Raw genomic sequence first — 23,405 nt, 5'->3', positions numbered from 1 at the left:
CCAATGCCAGCCATCCTCGGCACCGGCGAGCACCGCTACCGCGTCGTCGAAGATTTCGCGAAACTGCCGGATGGCTGGACGCTGACCGACGTCGCCTCCGTCGCGGTCGACAGCCGCGACCGCGTCTACGTCTTCAGCCGCGGCGAACATCCGATGGTGGTGCTGGACCGCGAGGGCAATTTCCTGCGCAGTTTTGGCGAAGGCCTGTTCTCGCGCGCGCACGGACTGCACATCGACGCCGACGACAATCTCTACTGCACCGATGACGGCGACCACACCGTGCGCAAATGCACGACCGACGGCAAGGTGCTGCTGACGATCGGCATTCCCGCAAAGCCGGCGCCGTTCATGAGCGGCGAGCCGTTCCACCGCTGCACCCATACCGCGCTTTCGCCGAAGGGCGATATCTACGTCTCCGACGGCTATGGCAATGCGCGCGTGCACAAATACACGCCTGACGGCAAGCTGATCAAAAGCTGGGGCGAACCCGGCACCGATCCCGGCCAGTTCAACATCGTGCACAATATCGCGACCGACGCCGACGGCTGGGTCTATGTCGCCGACCGCGAGAATCATCGCGTGCAGGTGTTCAACGGCGAAGGCAAGTACGAGACGCAGTGGAACAATCTGCACCGCCCCTGCGCGCTGTGCTGCTGTGGCGGTGCCAGGAGCCCGACCTTCGTGATCGGTGAGCTCGGCCCGGGCCTTGCCATCAACCGCAAGGTGCCCAATCTCGGCCCGCGGCTGTCGATCGTGGACGCCAAAGGCAAGCGCATCGCCCGGCTCGGCGGTGAGGAGGGCCCTGGCGTTGCCAGCGGAAAATTCCTGGCGCCGCACGGCATCGCGCTGGATTCGAGGGGCGACATCTATGTCGGCGAGGTCGGCGTCACCAACTGGGACACCAGCTTTCCCGATGAGAAGATGCCGGCCGCAGTGCGCGCGACGCGGTGCTTGCAGAAGCTGGAGCGGGTACGGGAGTAGCTTGAGGGCGAGGCCCACGACGCCGCCATGGCAGTTCCGCGCCAGCCGCGTAGCCACCCCCGGGATCGCGGCTTTTGAGTGCTTTTGCCACCCCGCCGCCGCATTGCTTGCGCCTGAATAAGTCGCTCAACGGGCTTCACAATCCCGTCACGCTGCATGTAGTATGTCAGTACATGCTGCTTCGCAGCGTATATTGGAGGCCGGGAGCGTTACTTGAACGCACATGTCTCGCAAGGCAGTTGGCCGGTGCTGGTCCTCAACGCGGACTTCCGGCCGCTGAGTTACTACCCACTGTCTCTGTGGTCGTGGCAAGACGCGATCAAGGCGGTGTTTCTCGATCGCGTCAACATCGTCGCGCACTACGATCAGGCGGTTCACAGCCCCACGCTGCAAATGCAGCTGCCGAGCGTCGTCTCGCTCAAATCCTTCGTCAAGCCGACCACGCATCCGGCCTTCACCCGGTTCAACGTCTTCCTGCGCGATCGCTTCGCCTGCCAATATTGCGGCTCGCCCGAAGACCTCACCTTCGATCACATCATTCCGCGCAGCAAAGGCGGCCAGACCACCTGGGAGAACGTGGTCGCGGCCTGCTCGCCGTGTAACCTGCGCAAGGGCAACCTCACGCCTGTGCAGGCCAAGATGTTTCCGCGCCAGCACGCCTTCGCGCCGACCGTGCACCAGCTCCACCGCAACGGCCGCCTGTTTCCGCCGAACTATCTGCACGATAGCTGGCTGGACTACCTGTACTGGGATACGGAGCTGGATCCGTAGCAGCGGAGCCGGCGATGCGGTTCGGCATTCCTCGGGGCATTCGACCGGCCATCTTTCTGGCCGCCTTTGGAATCGGATGGCCAATCCCGGTTCATGGACTGGACTGCGGACTCCCGATTGCAGCTTTTTTCGAATCGATCGACCCAAACGCTGATCCGACCAAGAGAGCCCTCGATCTCGAGGCACGTGTTGCTCTCGACACGCTGAGCCCGATTGTCTTCAGCGGCCGTCTCGTTAGCGTCCGCCATCTTTCCGGACCGAACACGCCCGGCTGGTTCGAGCTGCTTGGATTCAAGGACGTCAGGGTACTGAAGGGTACTCTTCCGAGAAGCAAGATTGATCGGACGGCGATGGTCGCTTTCGATAGATGGTGCGACGGTGGTTGTGCTCGCCGCCCGCTGGAATGGGCGCCCGGCGCGCTGCTCACGATTGGTGTTTCACCTAGCCCCGACAAAGTCACCAGCGAGGGCAAGACGCTGTATCGAGGGCGGGTCGACGGCCAATTCGGTCCTTGCCGCGGTGGCCCACTGTCGCCACTCAAGTTGATGCTGCTTGCTGCACCTCCAGAGGAGATTGCACGGCTCGAGCGCGAGTATCCGCCGCGCAAACGCCCCTAAGCGGCAGCCTCCGATCGCGTCGCGCATCACCACGCAGAACGCCGCTCGGTTTGGGCAGCGGCGAAGGCGGCTGGTCTTGCAAAGTCACGCCGCAAGACATCGCCGGACATCGCTATCTGCGCGCCTGCTCCATATCGATCTGATAAGCGGAAATCCGGTCGATCTCGAACGCCACACGCGGCGGCGTCTCCGCGTCGACCGGACTGACGCCGAGAAAGAATTTCGATCCGATCGCGAGATTGACGATCATGTACATGGGATCGGCGAAGCCGATCGGCACCTTGATGTCGGAGACCGGCTTGCGGTCGATGAAGTAGACCAGCCGATCCTCCTCCCACAGCACACCGTAATTGTGGAATGCGCGCGCGGCATCGCCGACCGCGAAATCGAAGCCGCAGGACTGGATCTTCTGGGTCGACGGAATTCGCCAATGCGTCGTCATCACGAGATCGCCCGGCCGCTCGCCGCGGCCTTCCAGCACGTCGACCTCGGGCGGCCAGCCGCCGTCGTCCGCCAGCATCCAGAACGCCGGCCACACCGCGTGGCCGACCGGCACCTTGGCGCGGATCTCGAAATAGCCGTGCTTCTGGGCAAACGTGCCCTGGGTCGTCAGGATCCCCGAGATGTACTCGTTGTTGAACAGCACGGGCTTCAGCTCCGGCGGCGTGCGGCTGGCGACAATCGAGAGAACACCGTCCTTCACCTCGAAAGGATCGAGCCCGAGCGGCGTCGCCGCGCGTCCCGCGTAACGCGGATCGACATAGATCTGCTGCTCGCCATTGGCGCCGGTCTTGCGCTTGAAATCGGAGCCGTCGCCTCCCCAATAGCGCGCCTCCGGCCAAGCGGCGCCGCCCGCGTAATGCGGCACCCAGCGACCTGTCGCGAGCGGATGCTCGTCAAAATCCTCGTTGAACGTCCGGCGCAGCGGCAGGAACTCGAGCGAAGCCGGATTGATCGTCTCCAGCTTGCGGCACGCGATCATGGAGGGATCTGTCGTCACTTGCAGCGACATCGTGCCGGGCGCGCCGTCGAGATCGTCCTGCGCAACAGCAGGCGCAGACGTGACAGACAGGCCGATTGCAACCAGAGCGCCCTTCGTCCAACGGTCGATCATCACCACACATCGAACATGCCAGGAGATGTGGACAGGCTAGCTTGCCTCTCTTCGAACGGACAAGCACGGCTATCCAAGGTCAGCGGGCGATTTCGAAAAGGCCGTTGCGACGTCGCATGCAGATTGGCCGGAGATCGCGTCATCCCGGCGCAGGGGTGGCGACCAATCGGGCCGGTTCCCGGCGCCCCCGCCCGCCAGAGAGGCGCCGCGCCAAAATCCTGCCGTGGTCGTTACTGTCCCTTAAGCCTCCGATGGCAGTTTGGCCGGGATCCCCGGACCCGCACGTCCGGCTGCCGATCGATCGGGTCCGAGGTCGTCGCTGATGTTTGCCGAGACGCTGGAAGCGGTTCAGTCCTCGCCCACGAAGCGGACGACCTATGTCCGCTTCGTGCTGGCTGCGTTCACGGTGATCGTCGTGTCCAAGGCCTTCTGGTTCGCGCGCTTCGGCGGCTGGACTGATCGCGAACTCGCCGATTTCGATGCTTTCCACATCGTCGCACAGCACGTCTGGCGCGGCGATCTCGACCAAGTTTATCATTTCGATGCGCTGCTGAAGATGCAGATGGAGGCCGCCGGCGGCGCCACCGGCTTCATGCCCTGGACCTATCCGCCGCAATACGACCTCCTGCTCGCGCCGTTCGCATTCCTTCCGGTCGGCGTCGGCTATCTCCTGTTCACCGCCGCGACACTGGCGCTCTATCTCGTGACGCTCCGCGCGATTGCCGGCAAAGATTTCGCGCAAGTGCTGGTGATCCTGTTTCCGGCGCTGGCGATCACCATCGGCTGCGGGCAGAACGGCTTTCTGACGGGGGCGCTGATCGGACTCGTTTGCCTCAACGTCGAGCGGCGGCAGTTGCTCTCCGGCCTCGCACTCGGCGCCATGGTGATCAAGCCACACCTTGCGATCGCCGCCGGTGTCTATTTGCTGGTGACGCGGCGCTGGATTGCGCTCGGAACGGCAGCGATCGTCGTACTGGTGAGCTCGCTGCTCTGCACGCTGCTGTTCGGATGGCAGATCTGGTTCGCCTGGCTCGGCGCGATCAAGGAATCGGCGGGCTATCTCGAGCAGGGCTCCTATCCGCTCTTTCGCATGATCTCGACTTACGCGGCGCTGTACAAGGCCGGTTTTCCCGCAAGCGCCGCCTTCTGGGGACAGACGGCAATTGCCGGGCTCGCCTTGTCCGCCGTCCTTCTCGGCGCGGCGCGGGGCGCCTCACCGGCATTCGTGCTCGGTACCGCCGTGGTGGTCTCCGCGATGATCAGCCCCTATGCCTATGATTACGACCTGCCGATGCTCGGAATCGGGCTCGCCCTGATGCTGCCCGACCTCACCAGGATGGCGAGCCCACGCGAGCGCGGCGTCATATACGGGCTAATCCTGTTCGCCGGAGCCTATGGGCTGTTGCAATCAGGTCGGCTCGCGATGCAGGTCGGGCAGAAGGCCGATCCCGATCAACATTTCGCGCCGGCGCTGGGCGGCTTCGCCCTGATGGCGCTGCTGGTCCTGCTGCTCCGACTGCTGCGGCGCGGGACGCGGCCTGCGCCTGTCCTGCCACAGGCTGCGCACATTGCCGAATAGCCTTCAGATCTGCCGCGCGCGCGCCAGGCGTCCGGCTGACGGAACCGGAAGAGGTCGGCGGTTGTTCAGTTGGGAGCCCTGCGGACGCGCGTCACGCAATCACGCGCCGGATCTACCGCGGCGCAACCAAGGGAGGCTCACAATGCCTGCAGCCGAGCATGACCACGTCTACAAGATCCTGGAGCTGGTCGGATCGTCCGAAACCTCGATCGAGGATGCGATCAAGAATGCGATCGGCCGCGCCGCCAAGACCATTCGCGAGATGAAATGGTTCGAGGTGGTGCAGACGCGCGGCCACATCGAGAACGGCGCGGTGCGCCACTATCAGGTGACGCTGCGCGTCGGATTCACGCTGGATGAATGACGCAACGGCGGCCGGATGACACCGTCACGACGGCGGCGTGGTTAACAACTGCCGACGAGATTTGGTCGAGATGTCGGCAACTCTCACCGGCTGAATACGGACGCGCAAAATCATCGCGGAAGTTGCAATAGGCCGTTAAGGCGAAAGTGAGAGGTTTGCGCCGAATTGGAGCAAGCCTGATGGTCACGAGCCGCGAACTCGGCAGGACGCGTCTTCCGCTCTGGGCGGCGGGATTCGTCGTGCTGATTTGCGTGGCGATCCTCGGCTTGAGCGCCTGGCGCGAATGGGAAGCGCGCAATGCGGATCTCAGGAATGCCGAGATCGACGTGGCCAATGTGGCGCATTCGCTGGTCCAGCATGCGGACGACACGTTCGAGCTCGTCGATACGATCCTGGTCGGGCTGGTCCATCGGCTCGAAATCGACGGGACGGGGCCGGACACGATTGCGAAGCTCCAGGCCTATCTGCCGACACGCAAATCATCGGATCGCATCCGCGGCATCTTCGTCTACGACGCGACCGGCCGGTGGCTTGCCACGACCGAACGCCTCGATTTCTCCAAGCTCAACAACAGCGACCGCGAATATTTCCAGCGTCATCGCGACTCGCAAGACACCGGCACACTGATCGGACCGCCCATCAAGAGCAAATCCGGGGGCCAATGGATCATCACAGCGTCCCGCCGGATCAACGATTCCGACGGCGGCTTCGCCGGCGTTGCCCTGCTCACGATCGACGTCAGCTATTTCGTCAAGTTCTACGAGCGGTTCGACATCGGTCCGAACAGCTCGGCGTCGCTGCTCAACAATAGCGGCATCATGCTGGCGCGCAGCCACGACGAGGCCAGCGCCTTCGTCGGCCGTGACCTGTCCAATGCACCGCTGTTCAAGGAGTGGGAGAAGCGGCCGGCGGCGGCGGTCTACTATTTCAAGTCGCCGCTCGATGGCGTGCAGCGGCTGAGCTACTACCAGCGCAGCAGCCGCTATCCCCTGATCGTGCTGGCGAGCAAGTCGCAGGACGACGTGCTGGCGCCGTGGCGGGGCGCGGCGACAATCCGCACGGTCTTCGTGCTCGGCCTCGTCCTGCTGATCGCGCTGATCGGCTTCTTCCTGGTCCGCCAGCTCTGGCAGCGGCAGCGCATGGCGCAGGCCCTGGTGGCCAAGGAAGCCCATTTCCGCCTGCTCGCCGAGCAATCCAGCGACATGGTCTCCCGGATCGGGCTGGATAACCGGCTGCTCTACGTTTCTCCGTCATGCGTGCGCATCATCGGCTGGTCTCCCGAGGAACTGCTCGGCACGTCGGCGGTGGCCGGCATCCATCCGGAGGACATGGAACGGGTCGAGCAGGCCATTGCCGCGCTGAAGAACGGCGAAGCCGAGGAAGCAAGGTTCGTCTATCGCCAGCGCCATCGCGACAAGAGCGAGATCTGGGCCGAGGCGGCCTTGCACGTGACCCGGGCCTCCGACAGCGGCGAGATCGATGGCGTCGTCGCGGTCGTGCGCGACATGACCGCGCAGAAGGATCTCCAGGACAAGCTCGCCTCGCTGGCAACGACCGACGGCCTGACCGGGCTCGCCAACCGGCGGGCGTTCGACGAGCGTCTTCAGGAAGAGTGGGCGCGCGCCCGGCGTGACGGCACGCAGCTCTCGCTCCTGCTGATCGACGTCGATCATTTCAAGAAATTCAACGACCATTACGGGCATCTGGCAGGCGACGGCTGCCTGCGGGCACTGGGCCGGATCCTGTCGGCCCACGCCAAGCGCCCGGCCGACCTCGCCGCGCGCTACGGCGGCGAGGAGTTTGCCGTGCTGTTGCCGAACACCGGTCCGGACGGCTGCGCCGAGGTCGGCGAAGGGATTCGCCGGGCGCTGCACGAGCTCGCCATGCTGCATGCGCAGAATCCACCCTCGCGACTGGTCACTGCAAGCGTGGGCGCCGCGACCAGCCTTCCGTCCCAGACCACGACAGACTGCAGCACGCTGGTGGCGGCGGCCGACCGCGCACTCTACGCCGCCAAGGACAGTGGCCGCGACCGGCTCGTGGTGTCGGGACAGGTCGTCTCGTGGCCCGCGAAGAGAGCGTGACGGGATTGACCGCTCACCAGGGCTAGCGAACGAACGCCGCCTCGCCGGTCAGGCGAGATGGCACGCCACGAAATGTCCGCCCGCCCCTTCCTTCAGCTCCGGCGCGCTCTCCGCACAGCGCGGCTGGGCGATCGGACAGCGGGTGTGGAAGTGACAGCCGGACGGCGGCTTCATCGGGCTCGGCACGTCACCCTTGAGGCGGATGCGTTCGCGCTTGAGCTTGGGATCGGGAACCGGCACCGCCGACAACAGCGCGCGGGTGTAGGGGTGCTGCGGATTGCGGTACAGATCGCTCGCCTTCGCGAGCTCGACGATGCGGCCGAGATACATCACCGCGACGCGGTCGGAGATGTGCTCGACCACCGAGAGGTCGTGCGCGACGAAGAGATAGGTGAGGTTCAGCTCGGCCTGGAGATCCTCCAGCAGGTTGATCACCTGGGCCTGGATCGAGACGTCGAGCGCGGAGACCGGCTCGTCGCAGACGATCAGCTTCGGCTCGACCGCCAGCGCGCGCGCGATCACGATGCGCTGGCGCTGGCCGCCGGAGAATTCATGCGGATAGCGGCGCATGTGCTCGGCCTTCAGCCCGACCTTGACGAGCAGGCCCGCGACACGATCCTCCCGCTCCCTGGCGGAGGTCGCGAGATTATGGATGGTGAAGGCCTCGCCGAGGATGGCGCCGACCGTCATGCGCGGGTTGAGCGAGGCGAACGGATCCTGGAACACCAGCTGCATGTTCCGCCGCATCGCGCGCAAATCGTTGCCGCCGAGCTGGCGCACGTCCTGGCCGTCGAACACGACCTCGCCGTCGGTCGGCTCGATCAGGCGCAGCACGCAGCGCCCCGTCGTGGACTTGCCGCAACCGGACTCGCCGACGAGACCGAGGGTTTCGCCGCGGTTGACCGAGAACGAGACCCCGTCGACGGCGTAGACGCTGCCGACCTGGCGCGACAGCAGGCCGCCGAGCACGGGGAAATATTTCTTCAAGCCGCTGACGCGGAGCAAGGGCTCGGTCATGCCGTGCCTCCCAACTGGGTGTCCCCGAGGTGACAGGCCATGCGGTGGCCGGGCGCGATCTCGCGCAGCAGCGGCTCCTTCTCGGTGCAGACGTTCATGGCGAACTTGCAGCGCGGGGCAAAGCGACAGCCGACCGGCGGATTGATCAGGATCGGCACCGAGCCGCCGATCGCCTCCAGCCGCGTTTTGTGCTCGCTGTCGAGATCGATGCGCGGGATCGAGCGGATCAGACCTTGCGTATAGGGGTGGCCCGGACTTCCGAACAGGTCGTTGACGGGGGCTTCCTCCACCACCTTGCCGGCATACATCACGACGACGCGCTGGGCGGTCTCGGCGACGACGCCCATGGCATGAGTGATCAGCATCACCGCCATGCCAAAGCGCTCCTTCATGTCCTGCAAAAGGTCGAGGATCTGCGCCTGGATGGTGACGTCGAGCGCGGTGGTCGGCTCATCGGCGATGATCAGCTTCGGCCTGCAGGCCAGCGCCATCGCGATCATCACGCGCTGACGCATGCCGCCGGAGAACTGGTGTGGATAATTGTGTACGCGGCCTTCGGCGTTGGGAATCTGCACCAGCTTCAGCATCTCGATGGTGCGCTCGAGCGCCTGCTTCCTGGTCACCGCTTCATGCCGGCGCAGGCTCTCGGCGATCTGCTCGCCGATGGTGAGCACCGGATTGAGCGAGGTCATCGGCTCCTGGAAGATGAATCCGATCTCCTTGGCCCTGATCTCGTCGAGCTGACTGCTCGTCAGCGGCACGAGATCGCGGCCCTCGAAGATGATCTCGCCCGCGGCGATGCGGCCCGGCGGCATCGCGATCAGCTTCAGGATCGACATCGCCGTGACGGTCTTGCCGCAGCCGGATTCGCCGACGACGCAGAGCGTCTCGCCCCGGTTGATGGAGATGTCGACGCCGTCGACGGCCTGCAAAATGCCGTCGTCGGTCGAGAAATGGGTTTTCAGCCCTTTGATTTCGAGCAGCGGCGCCATCAGATCACCCGTCGCGCATCGAGCGCGTCACGCAGGCCGTCGCCGATGAAGTTGATGGCCACGACAGCGATGAAGATCGCGCCGCCCGGGAACAGCGCCCAGTGCGGGCCGATGTCGAGGAAATCCTTGGCGTCATACAGCAGCCGGCCCCAGGTCGGCGTATCCGGCGGGAAACCGAGGCCAAGGAAGGACAGCGTCGATTCCGCGATGATGGCGGCGGCGACGTCGATGGTGCCGGCGATGATCACCGGGCCCAGCGCATTGGGCAGGATGTGCCGCACCACCTGCCGCACCGGACTGGCGCCGAGCGCGCGGGCAGCCTCGACGAATTCCTTCTCGCGGATCGACAGGAACTGCGCGCGCACGAGGCGTGCCACGGGCATCCAGCGCAAGCCGCCGATCACGAGCACGATCAGGATGAAGATGCCGCCTTCCGGACCGAACATCTGCTTCAACCCGTCGCGGAACAGATAGATCAGCAGCAACAGCAGCGGCAATTGCGGCAACGACAGGAAGAGATCGGTGAGCCACATCAGGCCGTGGCCAAGCGCGCCGCGCGACATGCCGGCGAGCGCGCCGATCAGCACACCGATGAAGACCGAGACCAGCATCGCGGCTAAGCCGACCGCAAGCGAGATACGCCCGCCATAGATCATGCGCGCGAGAATATCCTGGCCGAGATCGTCGGTCCCGAACGGATGGGCGAGCGAGGGCCCCTGCATGCCCGCCACGATATCGATGTCGTCGATCTTGACGCGCCAGATGAAGGGCCCGAACACCACGGCGAGAATGAGAATGAGCAGCAGGAAGGCGCTGACGACGGCGAGCTTGTGCCGGCTATAACGCCGCCACGTCTCGCGCCAGGGCGAATAGCCCCGCCGCTCAACGGAGGGAGATGCGAGGGTCAAGCCAGCCATACAGGACATCCGCGATGAGATTGAAGAGCACCACCAGACAGGCGAACACGAAGGTCACGGCCATCACGACCGGGGTGTCATTGGAAAGAATGGAGGAAATCAGCAGCGAGCCGATGCCGGGGATGCGGAAAATCTGCTCGGTGACGATGGCGCCGCCGAACACGGCCGGCATCTGCAGCGCGATGAGCGTGACGACCGGGATCATGGCATTGCGCATCACGTGCTTGACGATCACCTTGGCCTGGCCGAGGCCCTTGGCACGCGCCGTCGTGACATAGTCGAGCCGGATCACGTCCAGCATCGCCGAGCGCACGAAGCGCGTCATCGACGCAGCCTGGAACAGGCCGAGCACCGCCACCGGCATGATCGCCTGACGGATCATCTCGAGCACCCAGTGGATGCCGGTACCCTTGATGTCGGTGGTATAGACGAACGGCAGCCAGTCCAGCGTGACCGAGAAGATCAGGATGAACAGGATGCCGGTGAAGAAGGTCGGCAGCGAGAACCCGACGAAGGCGAGCGTGTTGGCGACCTGGTCGAACAGCGAATAGGGCTTCGTCGCCGCGTAGACGCCGACGGGAATCGCGATCAGCAGTGCCAGGATCTGCGCCGAGCCGATCACGTAGAGCGTGGCCGGCAGACGCTGAAGGATGAGCGTGTCGACATCCATCCGGCTGACGAAGGAGAACCCCCAGTCGCCGTGCAGCATGGCGTTGAGCCAGTGCAGGTAGCGGAGGTGGATCGGATCGTCGAGCCCGAACTTGGCCCGAAGTGCGGCCTGCACTTCGGGCGGCACGTTCGGGTTGGTCGCCAGCTCCGCGAAGGGATCACCCGGCGCGAGCGCGAGCACGACGAACAGCACGACCGAGATTCCGAGCAGGCTCGGAATCGCGATCATCAGGCGACGCAGGACGTACTGACTCATTGGGAGAGATCCCGTCTAGAGCTGGGGGATCATTCCTCGCGGTACCAGTCGTGCAGGTTGTCGGTTTCGTTGGCCCAGCCGCTGATGATCGGGCGCAAATTGTTGGCCGCCGCTTCCACCTTCAACCGGTGCTGCACCGGAATGAATACGATGTCCTGGAACATGAGATCGTTGGCCTTGATGTAGTACGTCGCGCGCTTGACCGGATCCATTTCGCTTTCGGCAGCCAGGATGGCCGCGTCGTAGTCCTTGTTGACCCAGCGCGGGAAGTTCGTGCCCTGCCACTTGTTCTCCTTCGTGGCGACGTTGGTGGACATATAGCGGCGCATATGCTGCGACGGATCCGGCTGGCTCAGAGGGATCTGGAACATCTCGAGATCGGCGTAGAAATGCGCATAGGTATCGGGGTTCGCGACGTCGGAGGAGAAGAACACGGACGCCACCACCGACTTCAGCTCGACATCGATGCCGGCCTTTTGGCAAGCTTGCTTGATGATCGCTTGCGTCTTCTGACGCGGGCCGTTGATCGAGGTCTGGTAGACGAGCTTCAGCTTCTTGCCGTCCTTCTCGCGGATACCGTCCGCGCCCGGCTTCCAGCCGGCGTCGTCCAGAACTTTCGAAGCCTTTTCGACGCTGAACTCCCAGGAGGTGTTCTTCGAGACGAATTTTTCCGGACCGTTGAGGAAGTTGGCGGTGGTGCGGCCGGCACGGCCGTAGATCGCCTTCTTCACCGATTCGCGATCGACCAGCATCGACAGCGCCTTGCGCACCGCAGGATCGGAGAACAGCGGATGCTTGGTCTTCATCGAGGAACGTTCGCCGTCGACCTCGGTGTTGGGATCGGTGAAATTGAGCGCGATGAACTCGGTGTCACCGCCCACGGCGTAGATGGTCTTGCCCTTGCCGCCCTTCTCCAGGCGCAAGAGGACGTCGTCCTCGACCTGGATGTTCCAGCCGAAATCATACTCGCCGGTCTGGATCACGGCACGCGCGGCCGAGACGGCATCGCCGCCGCCCTTCATCTCGACCGTGTCGAAGTAGGGCCGGTTCGGCATGTGGTAGTCGGGATTGAGCTGACCGCGCACGAGATCGCCCGGCTTGAACTCCACGAACTTGTAGGGACCGGTGCCAACGGGCGAAAGATTGGTCGGCGCCTCCCGCGATTTGGACCCCTTGTAGTCCGCGAACAGATGTTTCGGGATGATGGTGTTGGGAGCCCCGACGAAGGCGTCGGCCCAGAACGGCGTCGGCTTGTTGAAGAGGATGCGAACCGTGAGATCATCCACCTTCTCGACGGTGATGTCGCGATGCGTCGCGATCGTCAGCGCGGAGGTCGCCGGATCCTTCGCGTATTCCCAATTGAACACGACGTCGTCGGCGGTGAACGGCTTGCCGTCATGCCATTTCACGCCTGGCTTCAGTTTCCAGGTCACCGACTTGCCATCGGCGGCCAGGCCGCCGTTCTGGATCGAGGGGATTTCGGCCGCCAGAACCAGCTTCATATTGCCGTCGGGGTCCCAGCAGGCGAGCGGCTCGTAGAACAGGCGCGAGCCGTCCTGGTCCTTGGTGCCGGTGGCGAAATGCGGGTTGAGCAGGGTCGGGCCTTGCCACCACAGCAGCTTCAGCGCACCGCCGCCGCCGCGCTTGGTCGGCTTGTAGGTCTGGGCACCTTCTGCCATGGCGACGCCGCCGAGCGCGAGGATCTGGTTGGCGAGGGGCGCCGTCAGGCCGACCGCGGCCATGCGCTTGATGAAGGCGCGGCGATCCATCCGCCCGTCCTTCACTTTGCCGATCATCGAACGCAGTTCTTTATCCAGCATGGTTGTCCCCCGTCTGGTTCCCGTATGGATACAGGCGGCCGCAAGAGACGGCCGCCTGATTTTGCTGGCGGTAGATGGCACACCGAATGGGCCCCTCGTCAACTGGGACCGTGTGTATGCAAACGGTCTTCTGTCTGTCCGTTGGGCAAAACCGCGTTCCGCAGCCCATCCGTTCGGCAATCCTGCGCCAAAACACGCGGGAATCCGCGCTGCACTGCGGAAAATTTGTTCGCCGGATCAGACGAAGTATCGAGGCCGAATTCTACGCGACGGACATATCCAGTGGCGGCGCAACGTCGTCCGGCAGCGGGCATACATAGGGTGTCTTGGTCGTCCGCTTCTTCAGGTCCGCTTTCGCAGCCGTGATCAGTTCCGGATCCGTCAGCGCCTTGATGCCGATACCGGCCATCGCCTTCGCCGCCTGCACCATCGCCTTGTGGGCGTGTCCACTCTTGCCCTGCGCCACCACCTGCCAGGTGTGGAAGGGCGTGCCGATTGCAACCGTTGGTGCGTGAACCTGCACGGTCGGCACCACCCAGCTCACGTCGCCGACGTCGGTCGAGCCGACCAGCGGATTGCGCTTGGCATCGAGCGGCACCAGGAAGTCGGCCAGCGGCCGATCGGTCGGCTCCATGCCGATCGCGTAGTAGACCGACGCGATGTCCTTGTCGCTCAGCGTCGCGCGGATCTGGCTGGCAAAACCCTTGTCCGCATCGTCGAAATGCGGCGGGCCCAGCTCTTCCATCACCCGGTGCAACGCCTGTTCCAGCGGCGTATTCGGCAGGATGTTGGAGACCGCGGAGATGATCTTCATCTCGACCTTGGTCTCGGTCATCAACGCCGCACCTTCTGCGATCTTGCTCACGCGCCCGACCAACTCGTTCATGCCGGGCAGATCGCGGGCGCGGATCGAGTAGCGTACGCGCGCATGCGCCTGCACCACGTTGGGAGCGATGCCGCCGGTGTCGAGCAACGCGTAATGCACGCGCGCATCGCTCGGCATATGCTCGCGCATGTAGTTCACGCCGACATTCATCAGTTCCACCGCATCGAGCGCGGAGCGGCCGAGATGAGGCGAAGCCGCGGCATGCGAGGTCCGGCCGGTGAAGATGAAGTCGGCGCGCGTGTTGGCGAGCGATGGCGTCACCGCCACTTCCCAGAAGCTGTGTGGGTGCCAGGTGATGGCGATGTCGGCGTCTTCGAACGCACCGGAGCGCACCATGAAGGCCTTTGCCGCGCCGCCTTCTTCCGCGGGACAGCCATAATAGCGCACGCGACCGGGCACCTTGTTCTCGGCCAGCCAGTCCTTCACCGCGGTCGCAGCGAGCAGCGCTGCGGAACCGAGCAGATTGTGACCGCAGCCATGGCCGTGACCGCCGGTCTCGACCGGACGATGCTCGGCGACGCCCGCCTCCTGGCTGAGGCCGGGCAGCGCGTCGTATTCACCCATGAACGCGATGACCGGACCGCCCTCGCCCCACTCGCCCATCAGCGCGGTCGGAATGCCGGCGACGTTCTCGGTGATACGGAAACCCTGGTGACGCAGCTCGGCGAGATGCTCGGCGGCGGACCGCGCCTCGGTATAGCACACCTCCGGCATGCCCCAGACCTTGTCGCTGAGGTCGATGAAACGCGCCTTGATCGTGTCGACGCCACGCCAGATGTCGCTGCGATTATCCATTGCTTCGGTCCGTGATCTCTTGGTCAAACGAAGCGGCAATGGTTAGCAGCTTCGTTGCACCCCGCCTAGCACCTCGCGAGACACCAGCCATGCGGCTGAGGCCGGAATGAGCAGCCGCCTGTCATCTGTGCACGTACCGTTCCTGCCTTTCGAAGAATTCACACGCCGTTCTCCGGAATAGTTGCGGAACGAGGCTCCTCCGGCCTAAATTATGCGTGCGTCGCTCCGCTAGAAACGGCGGAGCGATGCACTCAGCCAGGAGAACTCCATGTCCACCCTGACCGAATGGAGAGTGCCGCCGGCCAATCAGCCGCGCGCGAGCGATTACGGTTTCAATCTCGACCGCGCGCTCGCGTCCGTCGTCGGCCTGCACGCCATCATTCCGCCGGATGCCTTCAGCGCCGAGACGCTGGGCACCGAGCGCGCCGGCAACGGCGTCGTGATCGACGACGGGCTGGTGCTCACCATCGGCTATCTCATCACCGAGGCGGAATCGGTGTGGCTGCACCTCGCCGACGGGCGCGTCGTCGAAGGCCACGCACTCGGCTTCGATTCCGTCACCGGCTTTGGCCTCGTCCAGGCGCTCGGCCAGCTCGACGTCGAGCCCTTGCCGCTCGGCATTTCGGCGCAGTCCCGGCTCGGCGACCGCGTCGTGGTCGGCGGCGCCGGCGGACGCACGCGCTCGGTCGCAAGCCAGATCGTCGCCAAGCAGGAATTCGCCGGCTATTGGGAATATCTGCTGGACGAGGCCGTCTTCACCTCTCCCGCGCATCCGAACTGGGGCGGCACGGCGCTGCTCAACGAGCGCGGCGAACTGATCGGCATCGGCTCGCTCCAGCTCGAGCGCGAACGTGACGGCAAGGCCGAGCACGTCAACATGATCGTGCCGATCGACCTGCTGAAACCGATCCTGGACGACCTGCGCAAATTCGGCCGCGTCAACAAGCCGGCGCGGCCCTGGCTCGGGCTCTACTCGACCGAGATCGACAACCGCGTGGTGGTGATCGGGATCTCCGCCAACGGCCCGGCCGCTCGCGCCGAGCTCAAGACCGGCGACGTCATCCTCGCCGTGGACGGCGACAAGGTCACGAGCCAGACGGCGTTCTACAAGAAGATGTGGGGGCTCGGCGCCGCCGGCGTCGACGTCCCGCTCACCGTGCATCATGAGGGCGTCACCTTCGATGTCACGGTGACCTCGACCGACCGCTTCAGGCTGTTGAAGGCGCCGAAGCTGCACTGATCCCAACGCTCGAGGATGCCGCCAAGGGAAGCTGCAATGAGCGAGGCCGTGATCGACGACATCGTGGCCGTGCTGCCGCCGCTGCTCAACGCGCTGGAAGCGCTTGGCTTCTTCCAGCGGCATCTGCATCCGCCGGCCTTTGCCTCGGTGATGAATGCGATCGGCACGCCCGACGAGGTGCTGCAAACGGCACATGCCGCGATCGGAGAATGGCCGGAGCAGTTCGCCGGACTGCGCGAGCGCCTGGATCGTGCCTGCAACGAGACGCTCGCCGCCTTTGCCGGCATCCGCGAGGTCGAGCGCGGCAGCGGCGATCTCGTCGCAGTCTTCCGCGCGCTGCGCCATGTGCCTCGCGCACAGGAGGCGCTGTATCCGCTGTCGGCCCAGTTTCCGCCGGTGAGCAATTCCTTTCTCAACGCCGCCAATCGCGGAAATGACGATCTGCTGTCGCGGCTGGAAGCCGGCGCGAGCGAAGACACCGGCATCTTCCACGACCATAACGAGCCCGGCAGCCGCGGCGGCTTCTCGGCCTATGTCCCCGAATATTACACGCCGGATCACGCCATGCCGCTGGTGATGGCGCTGCATGGGGGCAGTGGCAACGGCCGCGGCTTCCTGTGGAGCTGGCTCCGCGATGCCCGCAGCCTCGGCGCGATCCTGGTCGCACCGACCGCGACCGGCCCGACCTGGGCGCTGATGGGCGACGATACCGACACGCCCAACCTCATGCGCATCCTCGAGACCGTGCGCAGCCGCTGGACCGTCGATGCCTCGCGCCTGCTTCTGACCGGCATGAGTGACGGCGGCACCTTCTGCTATGTCACCGGCCTCGACGGCGCCTCGCCCTTCACGCATCTTGCGCCGGTCTCAGCGACCTTCCATCCGCTGATGGCGGAGATGGCGGACGCGGCGCGCCTGCAGGGCCTGCCGATCTTCATTACCCACGGCAAGCTCGACTGGATGTTTCCGGTACAGACCGCACGACAGACCCAGGCGGCGCTCTCCGCCGCCGGCGCCGACGTCGCCTATCGCGAGATCGACGACCTCAGCCATACATATCCGCGCGAGATCAACGCGGAGCTGGTGCAGTGGCTGAATGGCGAATGAACGGCTCGTCCTTACCTGCGCCGTACTGGCGCGGAACCATCACTCCGGGCCGACGTTATCGCCCGTCACCGGAGGTTCGCCATGCAGACTTTTTTCGGAATGATTTTGGGTGCGCTGCTGCTTGCGTGCGGCGTTTACGTCTATGACTCCATGCAGACGTCGTCAGTCGCCAATGGCGAGGTCGCGACGACCAATCGCACCATCGTCAACTGGGATGTCGCCAAGGCCGATTGGGACGCGTTGCGCGACCGCGCGCACAAGGACTGGGTCCGGATCTCGTCGAAGTAACGATGCCGCATCATGAACAAGGCGCCGTCGCGAACTTCGCGGCGGCGCCTTTGTGTTGTGCGCAATGATGGATGATCGCTCGTGTCAGTTCATCTTGGCCTTGCGGGCATCGGCGATGACCTGCTCGAACTCGGTCATGCTGAGCACGCCCGGCACGCGGTACTTGCCGACGATGAATGACGGGGTACCGTTGAACCCGAAGGCTTCGGCCTGCTCGTTGTTGCGCTTGAGCACAGCGTCGATATCCTTGGCGCGGTCGGTGAGATCACGCTTCAGGCGGTCCATGTCGACGCCGGCAGCCGCGAGCAGCTCATTGATGCGCGGCTCGGTCAGGCGCGAGCTGACGCCCATCATGGCGTCATGGGCCTGATGGTACTTGTCCTGGAATTTCGCCGCGAGCGCGACCCGCGCCGCTGTGACCGAGACCGGTCCGAGGATCGGCCAGTCCTTCATCACCAGCCTGACCTTGCCATCGTCCTGGACGACCTGGCGCAGCTCCGGCTCGAGCTTGCGGCAATAAGGACAATTGTAGTCGGACCATTCGATGATGCTGATGTTGCCGTCGGGATTGCCGGCGACGGGAACATCGGGGTCGCGCAGCACCTTGGCTTCGGTCAAGACCTCGTCATCGTCGGCAGCGCGTGCCAGGGTGATCCCACCCGCTGCGAGGGCGCCCGCCCCGATCAGCGTCAGCGCGGCGCGCCGCGTCGCCAAAAGGGCCTTATTCCTGAATTCAGCCATATCTCGTCCCGTTTCGGTCCCATCGCCGCAGATACGGATCGGGACCGGGAAGTGTTACGCGTCATATAGAGCGTTGCGGGCGCGATGTCATCGCCGGGCTATCAACGGGCCGCGGCCGGCGCATGCGAAGCCGCAACGCGAGGCAGCATCGCCATCAGCGTCCCGGTCATGGTGGCGATCAGCGTGGTCTTGCCCTCGTGTTCGGCAAAGGCCCTGGCTTCGCAGAATGTGAGCGTGCGACCGGGCTTGACCACTTCTGCCTTGAAGACGAAGCGCGCTCCGCGGGCGGGCGCCAGCAGCGTGGTCTTGAACTCGACGGTGAGGATATCGGCCTCGGGCGGCATCAGGGTGAAGGCGGCAACACCGCAGGCATTGTCGAGGCCCGCCGTGATGATGCCGGCATGGACAAAACCGTTCTGCTGCGTGAAGGCAGCCGAATGCAGCATTGCCAATTCGACCTCGCCCGGCGCCAGGCGGACGATCACGATGCCGAGCGTGCGCATCGCCGGCTGGCCGTCGAACATGGCAACGGCAGCAGCGCGATAACCCGGATTTTTCGGCTCGAACGCGGCCATGGCTCAGGCCTCGGCCGGCTGAGTGAGATACCTCGAGGCGACCGCGCGGATCGCATCGGTGAACGGCACCGATTTGCGCAAGCCGCGATCCATGTGCACACCGGTGATCTCGCAGAACGCGGCGATCTCGCGGGTCTCGGCATTGGTCATGTCGTGCCGGAAGCGGATCGACTTGTCGCGGATTTCGAGCAGATGGCTGCGGATCTCGACGATGTCGCCGGCGAGCAGCTCGCGCTTGTAGGTGATGTTCTGCTGCACGGCGGCCATGCCGCGGCCGGAGCTGCGCAGATAGCTCGGCGTCAGCCCGAGGCGGGCGAACAGATTCCAGTTGGCCTCGTCGAATTTGCCGACATACCACATGATGTTCATGTGGCCGACGTGATCGCACTGCCACGGATAGACCGTGCCGCGATAGGTCGCCTCCTGCTCCATCGCCATTTCCTGCCCTTTTTTACTTTTTGATACGGTAGCGTATCAGGGTCGCGCCGCGCTAGCAATACGGCACCGTATCAAGAACCGGTGAGGCTTTCTTCATGAGCGACGGCAAGGGCGACGTCTGGGTCGAGGCAGGATTTACCGAGCTGGCGCGCTCAGGGGTCGAGGGCGTACGGGTCGAGGTGCTGGCCAAGAATCTCGGCGTCACCAAGGGCGGCTTCTACCGCCGCTTCGCCGACCGCGCCGCGCTGCTCCAGGCCATGCTGGAACGCTGGCGCGAGGGACGCGCGGCGTCGATCGCGCAGCAGACGAGCCTCGACGGACAGGCGCCCCGCGAGCGACTGAAGGCGGTGATCCAGCTCTATTCGGAGCGGCTCAACCCGGAAGGCATGGCGATCGAGCTCGCGATCCGGCAATGGGCCCGGTCGGACGAGAACGCCGCGACGGCGGTGGCGAACGTGGACGCGGCACGGCTCAAGCACGTCACTGAACTCTATCGCGCGACCGGCCTCGAGGCCGAGGCGGCCGAGGCGCAGGCCTTTCTGTTCTACTGCTTCATCTTCGGCCAGAGCTTGCTGTTCGTCGAGCGCGGCCCGCGCAAGCGATCGCAGCTCGTGGCGAAATCGGCCGAGAAGCTGTTGGATTAAGCGACAGGACCAAGCAAAATGGCCGGAGCGTTGCTCCGGCCATCGCGTCAATGCGAAGCTCAGGCAGCGCCCTTCAGCTTCTTGTTGCATTCGCTGTAGTAGCCGCCGCCCTTCTCGATCCACTTCATGCCGCCATTGCCGTTGGTGGTCTTGTTGGCGTTGTACTGGTCGACGCAGGTGTGAAGGCGCGCCTTGCCGGCAGTCTCCTTGGCATATTTCGGATCGACGGCGTTCGGGTAGATCGCAGGTCCCGCCGGCAGAGTCGGCGCGGCAGCGGGGGCCGCCTCCTTCTTGGCCTGCTTCGGCTCGGCGGGAGCGGCCGGCGCAGCCGGAGCCGCCGCTGTCGGCGCCGCGGCAGGCGTCGCATCCGCACCGCACTGGGCCTTGCGGAAGTCATTCCACTTCATGGTGCCGAGCGAGCCGTCCTTCTTGGCGGCCTGGTATTTCGCGCTGCACTCCTGCGAGGTCAGCGCCTGGGCCGGCGCGCTCGCCACCAGCGCGGCAAAGCCCGTCAACGCAACGGCACACAGCAGCTTTGATTGGATGGTCATCCTTGGTCTCCTCCTTGTCCTTGGTCTTTCCCCGGGGAAGCGAAACGAGGATTGCTATCCTAGCGTGTCGGCGATTTGCGACAAGGAAGCGACGGCTCCCGCCGCCAAAATTTAGTTATGGCTGCCGTTCGGATTATTCATGTCGCGTTCAGCAACCCAAGCAGACGTTCCAATCCCTTCGCAATTCTCGCAAAGAAGAGTGCAACACCATGACCTTCACGTCCCGCCTCGCCGTCGTCGCCCTCGCCTCGCTGCTCGCCACCGGCACCGCCTTCGCGCAGACGGCCGCGCCGGCTGCCAAGACCGACACGGCCGCCACCGCCGACAAGAAGGTAACGAAGGAGCGATCGGCCGAGTCGCTCGAGTGCTCCAAGCAGGCGGACGCCAAGGGACTGAAGGGCAAGGAGCGCAAGAAATTCCGCCGCGAGTGCAAGAAGGAAGCGAAGGCCGGCACTGCCGCCCCCGCCGCCCCCGCCGCCGACAAGAAGTAAATCCGTCCCATTACGGCCCATGAGCATCCGTGAGAGGCGCGCGCATTGCGGCATGACGAGCCTGCAATTGTGCGCCTCTCGCTGATTTGCGATAAGGTGGCGTGAAGCAAATCACCGCCTCCCTGCCGTTCGAATGGCCGAGCCGTGCCGAGATCTTGAGCACGGTGGAGACGCTCGTCATCGGCACCGCCGGCGGCCTGGCATTTCTGCTTGCGGGCCTTCCCGGCGGGCTGATCTCGGGCTCGATGATCGCGGTCGGGATCGCCGCGATCGCCGGACGCAAGCTGACGCTGCCGCCGATCCTGACCCAGACCGTGCTGGTGCTGCTCGGCATTTCACTGGGCTCGGTCGTCTCGCGCCATCTGCTGCAACAGGTCAGCGCCTATCCGCTCACCATCGGCCTGCTTGCACTCGCGACCTTCTGCTCGACCTTCGGCTCGAGCTATTACCTCCAGCGCATCCATGGCTGGGACCGCACCTCGGCCTTCCTGGCCGGCAGCCCCGGCGCGCTGTCGCAGATCACGATCCTGGCGGTCGAACGCGGCGCCGACCTGCCGGGCATCGCGGTGGTGCAGACCATGCGCGTCATCATCCTCACCGCAGCGCTGCCGATGGTACTGGCCATCGCGGGCGTCGCACCTTCCACGGCGCCATCGCTGGCGACGGCGATCGCCTCGCCGCTCGAGCTCGTGGCGCTGGTCGCGGCTTCGCTGTTTGCGGCACTCGTTCTGCGGCTCATCAAATTTCCGGCGAGCTGGATGTTCGGGGCGATGATCGCCTCGAGCGTGCTGCATGGCGCGGACTGGATCGAAGGCGGCCTGCCGAACTGGGGGCGCGGCGTGGCGCTGATCGGCATCGGCGCGCTGATCGGCAGCCGCTTCGCGCGGATGCGGATCAAGACGCTCGCCGGCCACATCAGCGCGGCGCTGGGCTCGTTCACTGTCGCCATCGCCGTCTCCGCGGTCTTCGTCGGCATTGTCGCGCTCACCACGCAGGTGAAATTCTCCGACGTCGTCGTCGCCTTCGCACCGGGCGCGATGGACGCCATGCTGGCGCTGGCGCTGACGCTGCACATCGACCCGATCTTCGTCGGCGCCCACCACCTCTCGCGCTTCGTGTTCGTGACGATCGCGACGCCCGGCATCGTGCACCTGTTCGGCCGTACGCAGGACGATGTGGATGATTGACTAGCGCTTCACCGTCCGCGCAAATCCCCACGCCGCGATCACCGCCATCAGCAGCGAAATCAGCACGTTGTAGCCGGCGAGCGACAAGCCGAGGAAGCGCCACTGCACCTCGTCGCAGCGGACCACCTTCACGGTGTCGAGCCGCGACAAGAGATCGGTGGCGCTGCCGAGATTGACGACGGGGCCGGAGCAATCGGTCGGCCCCTTCCAAAAGCCCCATTCGACGCCGGCATGGTAGGTGCCGAGGCCCGCATTGGCGAGCGTCGCCAGCGCGAGGATCGCAAGACCGGCGAGCAGCAGCGGCCGCGGCGCACCGCTCCGCGCCGCGAGCGCCGTGAGCGCACCGACCGGGATCGCGAGATAATAGGCGTAGCGCTGCTCCAGGCACAGCGGACAGGGCAGGATTTCCAGCACGAGCTGGAAGAACCAGGCACCGGCGATGGTCGCTGCGGCGATCAGCGTGACGAGCGCCGAGGCGGTCAGCGCGGGACCACTCGCAGCAGGCCTGAATGCAGGTATTGCGGCACTCTGGGTGGTCACGGCAGCCTCTTCCGGTGGGTCACTTTCTCAAGGCTGTAACCCCGGCCCATGCGGCTGTCGAGAACGGCCGGGATCACTTTGGCGCGGGTTGACCCCGTCCTTTCCATGGCTATAGTCCGCCGACTTCGCGACGCCCTCCCTGGAGGGGCCGACCGAGGGCCCCTGTGGCGGAACTGGTAGACGCGCTCGACTCAAAATCGAGTTCCGCAAGGAGTGCTGGTTCGATTCCGGCCAGGGGCACCACGCTTCGCCCTCGGGCTTCGCGTGGCGCAGCCCCGCTGAACCGAATGGTGAAGCGTGTCCGGCGAAGCCTCTTGGCGAAGACGGACTGGTTCAACGAAGCTCCGCTCCCCTCCCTAGCCATCCGCCCGTCCCCACTGTATAAGCCGGTAGCTTCTTCCGTAACTCGAAGGAGCTCATATGAACGACCTGCATACGTGGCTTTCGCAGCAGCACCACGGTCTGCGGACCTTCCGGATATTCCAGCAAAAACTCGAGACGCTCGGCCGGGACGACCCCGCGCAGCGCGGTCTTTGCCGCCTGCTGAGCGGTCTCGTCGGCAACTATGTCGAGGCCTTTGACGAGGCCCCGCTGCCGGTCGAAATCGCCGACGGCGCCTATCACCGTCTGCTGGCGCTGGTGGCCAGTATCGATCTGAACGCCGACGCCGGCCGGCGGCTCCAAGATATCAACCGCGTAGCGGAGAGCCGGCTCTGGCAGTGAAAGACGGCACGGCTATCG

Annotated in this window: 25 protein-coding genes and 1 tRNA gene; 14 read left to right on the top strand and 12 right to left on the bottom strand. The window is 64.8% G+C overall.

Going from position 1 to position 23,405, the window contains the following annotated elements; all coding sequences use genetic code 11:
* The first annotated feature begins 3 nt into the window (after positions 1-3).
* The 3 genes from I3J27_RS04555 (at position 4) to I3J27_RS04545 (ending at position 2,369) form a co-directional block, all read left to right on the top strand.
* Complete coding sequence (locus I3J27_RS04555; RefSeq protein ID WP_270165739.1) at positions 4-981, top strand: peptidyl-alpha-hydroxyglycine alpha-amidating lyase family protein; 978 nt, start codon at positions 4-6, stop codon at positions 979-981.
* A gap of 213 nt (positions 982-1,194) precedes the next feature.
* Positions 1,195-1,752, top strand: a complete 558-nt coding sequence (locus tag I3J27_RS04550) for an HNH endonuclease (protein WP_018316280.1) — start codon at positions 1,195-1,197, stop codon at positions 1,750-1,752.
* A gap of 14 nt (positions 1,753-1,766) precedes the next feature.
* Positions 1,767-2,369, top strand: coding sequence for a hypothetical protein (locus I3J27_RS04545; RefSeq protein ID WP_270165734.1), 603 nt, complete (start codon positions 1,767-1,769; stop codon positions 2,367-2,369).
* A gap of 112 nt (positions 2,370-2,481) precedes the next feature.
* Here the strand turns inward: I3J27_RS04545 and I3J27_RS04540 are convergent, their stop codons facing one another.
* Entirely contained in the window at positions 2,482-3,483 is a 1,002-nt protein-coding gene (locus tag I3J27_RS04540) for a glycoside hydrolase family 16 protein (protein ID WP_270165732.1), read from the bottom strand.
* Between the two features lie 322 nt (positions 3,484-3,805).
* Here I3J27_RS04540 and I3J27_RS04535 point away from each other — a divergent pair, with 322 nt between their 5' ends.
* The 3 genes from I3J27_RS04535 to I3J27_RS04525 all read left to right on the top strand — a co-directional run bounded on the left by I3J27_RS04535 (position 3,806) and on the right by I3J27_RS04525 (position 7,510).
* The gene (locus I3J27_RS04535; RefSeq protein ID WP_270165730.1) at positions 3,806-5,062 is read left to right on the top strand and encodes a glycosyltransferase family 87 protein; all 1,257 of its coding nucleotides are present in this window, start codon (positions 3,806-3,808) and stop codon (positions 5,060-5,062) included.
* Positions 5,063-5,204: 142 nt separating this feature from the next.
* On the top strand, positions 5,205-5,426 hold the full coding sequence (locus I3J27_RS04530) for a dodecin (protein WP_270165728.1): 222 nt from the start codon (positions 5,205-5,207) through the stop codon (positions 5,424-5,426).
* A 179-nt stretch (positions 5,427-5,605) separates the two neighbouring features.
* The gene (locus tag I3J27_RS04525) at positions 5,606-7,510 is read left to right on the top strand and encodes a sensor domain-containing diguanylate cyclase (protein WP_270165726.1); all 1,905 of its coding nucleotides are present in this window, start codon (positions 5,606-5,608) and stop codon (positions 7,508-7,510) included.
* A 48-nt stretch (positions 7,511-7,558) separates the two neighbouring features.
* Here I3J27_RS04525 and I3J27_RS04520 read toward each other — a convergent pair whose 3' ends face one another.
* The 6 genes from I3J27_RS04520 to I3J27_RS04495 form a co-directional block, all read right to left on the bottom strand.
* A complete protein-coding gene (locus I3J27_RS04520; protein ID WP_270165724.1) occupies positions 7,559-8,527 on the bottom strand; it encodes an ABC transporter ATP-binding protein in 969 nt (322 codons plus the stop codon).
* A complete protein-coding gene (locus tag I3J27_RS04515; RefSeq protein WP_270165722.1) occupies positions 8,524-9,519 on the bottom strand; it encodes an ABC transporter ATP-binding protein in 996 nt (331 codons plus the stop codon). Before I3J27_RS04515 ends, I3J27_RS04520 begins: the two co-directional genes overlap by 4 nt.
* On the bottom strand, positions 9,519-10,436 hold the full coding sequence (locus I3J27_RS04510; RefSeq protein WP_270165720.1) for an ABC transporter permease: 918 nt from the start codon (positions 10,434-10,436) through the stop codon (positions 9,519-9,521). The genes I3J27_RS04515 and I3J27_RS04510 overlap by 1 nt, the downstream gene beginning before the upstream one ends.
* Positions 10,402-11,361 carry an ABC transporter permease gene (locus tag I3J27_RS04505; RefSeq protein WP_270165718.1) on the bottom strand — a complete coding sequence of 320 codons (960 nt, stop codon included), beginning with the start codon at positions 11,359-11,361 and terminating at the stop codon, positions 10,402-10,404. The genes I3J27_RS04510 and I3J27_RS04505 overlap by 35 nt, the downstream gene beginning before the upstream one ends.
* A 29-nt stretch (positions 11,362-11,390) precedes the next feature.
* On the bottom strand, positions 11,391-13,181 hold the full coding sequence (locus I3J27_RS04500; RefSeq protein WP_270165716.1) for a peptide ABC transporter substrate-binding protein: 1,791 nt from the start codon (positions 13,179-13,181) through the stop codon (positions 11,391-11,393).
* 262 nt (positions 13,182-13,443) lie between these two features.
* The gene (locus I3J27_RS04495) at positions 13,444-14,862 is read right to left on the bottom strand and encodes a M20 family metallopeptidase (protein ID WP_270165714.1); all 1,419 of its coding nucleotides are present in this window, start codon (positions 14,860-14,862) and stop codon (positions 13,444-13,446) included.
* Between the two features lie 268 nt (positions 14,863-15,130).
* Here I3J27_RS04495 and I3J27_RS04490 point away from each other — a divergent pair, with 268 nt between their 5' ends.
* The 3 genes from I3J27_RS04490 to I3J27_RS04480 all read left to right on the top strand — a co-directional run bounded on the left by I3J27_RS04490 (position 15,131) and on the right by I3J27_RS04480 (position 17,497).
* The gene (locus I3J27_RS04490) at positions 15,131-16,102 is read left to right on the top strand and encodes a S1C family serine protease (RefSeq protein WP_270165712.1); all 972 of its coding nucleotides are present in this window, start codon (positions 15,131-15,133) and stop codon (positions 16,100-16,102) included.
* Positions 16,103-16,138: 36 nt separating this feature from the next.
* Positions 16,139-17,209, top strand: a complete 1,071-nt coding sequence (locus tag I3J27_RS04485) for an alpha/beta hydrolase (protein WP_270165710.1) — start codon at positions 16,139-16,141, stop codon at positions 17,207-17,209.
* An 81-nt stretch (positions 17,210-17,290) separates the two neighbouring features.
* Positions 17,291-17,497 (top strand): hypothetical protein, encoded by a 207-nt coding sequence (locus tag I3J27_RS04480; RefSeq protein WP_270165708.1) that lies wholly within the window; start codon positions 17,291-17,293, stop codon positions 17,495-17,497.
* Positions 17,498-17,581: 84 nt separating this feature from the next.
* Here the strand turns inward: I3J27_RS04480 and I3J27_RS04475 are convergent, their stop codons facing one another.
* From I3J27_RS04475 to I3J27_RS04465, 3 genes are all read right to left on the bottom strand, one after another.
* Positions 17,582-18,238, bottom strand: coding sequence for a DsbA family protein (locus I3J27_RS04475; protein ID WP_270165706.1), 657 nt, complete (start codon positions 18,236-18,238; stop codon positions 17,582-17,584).
* A 101-nt stretch (positions 18,239-18,339) separates the two neighbouring features.
* Entirely contained in the window at positions 18,340-18,813 is a 474-nt protein-coding gene (locus I3J27_RS04470) for a PaaI family thioesterase (protein WP_270165704.1), read from the bottom strand.
* Positions 18,814-18,816: 3 nt separating this feature from the next.
* Positions 18,817-19,245: an acyl-CoA thioesterase gene (locus I3J27_RS04465; protein WP_270165702.1), complete on the bottom strand. Its 429-nt coding sequence runs from the start codon at positions 19,243-19,245 to the stop codon at positions 18,817-18,819.
* A 101-nt stretch (positions 19,246-19,346) separates the two neighbouring features.
* On the opposite strand from I3J27_RS04465, the gene I3J27_RS04460 reads away from it, so the two are divergent.
* A complete protein-coding gene (locus I3J27_RS04460) occupies positions 19,347-19,895 on the top strand; it encodes a TetR/AcrR family transcriptional regulator (protein WP_270165700.1) in 549 nt (182 codons plus the stop codon).
* 59 nt (positions 19,896-19,954) lie between these two features.
* Here the strand turns inward: I3J27_RS04460 and I3J27_RS04455 are convergent, their stop codons facing one another.
* A complete protein-coding gene (locus tag I3J27_RS04455) occupies positions 19,955-20,446 on the bottom strand; it encodes a hypothetical protein (protein WP_028159201.1) in 492 nt (163 codons plus the stop codon).
* Between the two features lie 209 nt (positions 20,447-20,655).
* Between I3J27_RS04455 and I3J27_RS04450 the strand changes: the two genes are divergently transcribed.
* Both I3J27_RS04450 and I3J27_RS04445 read left to right on the top strand, forming a co-directional pair.
* Positions 20,656-20,937: a PsiF family protein gene (locus I3J27_RS04450; RefSeq protein ID WP_270165697.1), complete on the top strand. Its 282-nt coding sequence runs from the start codon at positions 20,656-20,658 to the stop codon at positions 20,935-20,937.
* Positions 20,938-21,038: 101 nt separating this feature from the next.
* Complete coding sequence (locus I3J27_RS04445; RefSeq protein ID WP_270165695.1) at positions 21,039-22,124, top strand: AbrB family transcriptional regulator; 1,086 nt, start codon at positions 21,039-21,041, stop codon at positions 22,122-22,124.
* Here I3J27_RS04445 and I3J27_RS04440 read toward each other — a convergent pair whose 3' ends face one another.
* Positions 22,125-22,664, bottom strand: coding sequence for a disulfide bond formation protein B (locus tag I3J27_RS04440; protein ID WP_270165693.1), 540 nt, complete (start codon positions 22,662-22,664; stop codon positions 22,125-22,127).
* Positions 22,665-22,822: 158 nt separating this feature from the next.
* On the opposite strand from I3J27_RS04440, the gene I3J27_RS04435 reads away from it, so the two are divergent.
* Together I3J27_RS04435 and I3J27_RS04430 are read left to right on the top strand one after the other, a co-directional pair.
* A tRNA-Leu gene (locus I3J27_RS04435) sits at positions 22,823-22,907 on the top strand.
* Between the two features lie 177 nt (positions 22,908-23,084).
* Positions 23,085-23,387, top strand: a complete 303-nt coding sequence (locus tag I3J27_RS04430) for a hypothetical protein (protein ID WP_270165691.1) — start codon at positions 23,085-23,087, stop codon at positions 23,385-23,387.
* The last annotated feature ends 18 nt before the right edge of the window (positions 23,388-23,405 follow it).

It is taken from the genome of Bradyrhizobium xenonodulans, assembly GCF_027594865.1.
In the GTDB taxonomy this organism is placed as follows: Bacteria; Pseudomonadota; Alphaproteobacteria; order Rhizobiales; family Xanthobacteraceae; genus Bradyrhizobium; species Bradyrhizobium xenonodulans.
Note: the sequence above shows the minus strand (reverse complement) of the source record. Positions and strands in the feature narration are given on the sequence as shown.